This window comes from Metalysinibacillus jejuensis (genome assembly GCF_003057615.1).
GTDB classification, from domain to species: domain Bacteria; phylum Bacillota; class Bacilli; order Bacillales_A; family Planococcaceae; genus Metalysinibacillus; species Metalysinibacillus jejuensis.
Genome location: NZ_QAFW01000117.1, coordinates 1 through 1,628, shown reverse-complemented (window position 1 = coordinate 1,628; position 1,628 = coordinate 1). Strand labels below are relative to the sequence as shown.

General features: G+C 33.9%; 1 protein-coding gene. It reads left to right on the top strand.

All coding sequences use genetic code 11. The features are described from left to right. Positions 1 to 238: 238 nt before the first annotated feature. Positions 239 to 1,417 carry a polysaccharide deacetylase family protein gene (locus DDE80_RS14290; protein WP_108308606.1) on the top strand — a complete coding sequence of 393 codons (1,179 nt, stop codon included), beginning with the start codon at positions 239 to 241 and terminating at the stop codon, positions 1,415 to 1,417. The last annotated feature ends 211 nt before the right edge of the window (positions 1,418 to 1,628 follow it).

Genomic DNA, 1,628 nt, shown 5'->3' with positions numbered 1-1,628 from the left:
TTTAAACGCCAGTTTATTTGTGATACCTTGCCGATTGAATGGCGGATTGGACTCAAAGAAATAGTCGAATTCCACCGCGAACTTTATCAAATAGATATTGGATGATTTTGGTTAATCAACACGTGTGATTTATTATTAAAGTAAAGTGGCAAGCTGTGCTTACGACATTGTAAATAAAAATTTCACTTAAAGTATCCATACTTACTTGCCACAAATATAATTAAAGGAGTAACAGGTTTTGTTTAAACACTACATACGTATTTTTGTACTATCAATTGCTATACTGTCTACATTTACCACCACTACAAAGGCTGAAACTAACTATGCTTCTAATGTAGTTGTCATCAATTTTCATTCTTTCTTTGAAGAAGGAGAATATCCACGTCTAAATAATATTAATGTAACCCCTGATAATTTTAAAGCAATCTTATTAGCGCTCCAAAACCACGGTTACAATACAGTAGCAGAACAAGATTTTTATGACTTTTTGAATGGTAATAAAAACCTGCCAGAAAAATCGATTATTATTACTATTGATGATGGATATGAAAGCGTTTATACTAATGCATTTCCTATTCTTAAGGAACTAAACATGCAAGCTATTTTCTTTCCTATTACTAGCGATGTGCAAAAAGGCTCTCGTTTTAATGCGCCTATGGTTACATGGGAGCAACTAGCTGAGATGGCCGCTACGCCACATATTACTTTAGGAAACCATTCTCATAATCTGCATTGGCGTGCTAATAATTTAACTGGCTTTGAAGCTATTTTATTAGAGAGCGATATTAACAACAAACCTTTAACGTTATCTCGCAAAGATTATATTACAGATGATGCGCTCTTTGCTGAACACTTAATCCAAAAAAATACGGGGCAATCTATTTTAAGTTATTCTTATCCATTTGGTGCCTCTGATGAATTATCAGAACAGGCTATTCAATCTTTAGGTTATAAAGCGACTTACTCAACAGTATTGGATACTAACACATTTGGTCAAGGAACCTATAATATTTCACGTGTTCCTACATCGATGGTAAGCACACCTCAGTCTTTACTAACTACAGTAAATGAGCTATATCAATCAATACCGGCCTTCTATACTGATAAAGATTTAATCGTTTCTTCTAATACATACTTGCAACAGCTAGAGTTAGAAGTAGCATCTCAAAAAGACATCATGCAACAAGAAATCAATACCACTCACTTTTCATTTTCAATCTATAAACGTGTCGATGGTAAACGCATTTATTCTCATGAAGCGGCTACTACACGTGTAATACCTTCAACAATTGAGCCAATTAAAATTACAGAGACTTTTTCTGACTATCCTCAAAAAGGTGAGTACAGTCTTAAAGTTACAATGGTGAAAAAAGACCGTTCAAAAGAACATACATGGATTGACTTTATTGTAAATTAGTTTACTTTATTACCCCCTAACAAACTGTTCATAACTTGTTAGGGGGTTTATGTGTGATTCCCTATTTAATTTAAACTTTTTATTGTAAGCCCGTAATCAAATAACGCATATATTCATTCAGGCACCTCCGGTACCATAAAGGTATCAATTTTAAGGAGGTGCCATCTCTATGTCTAAAGATAAATTAACGATTGTCCCCGTTTCACTTGAT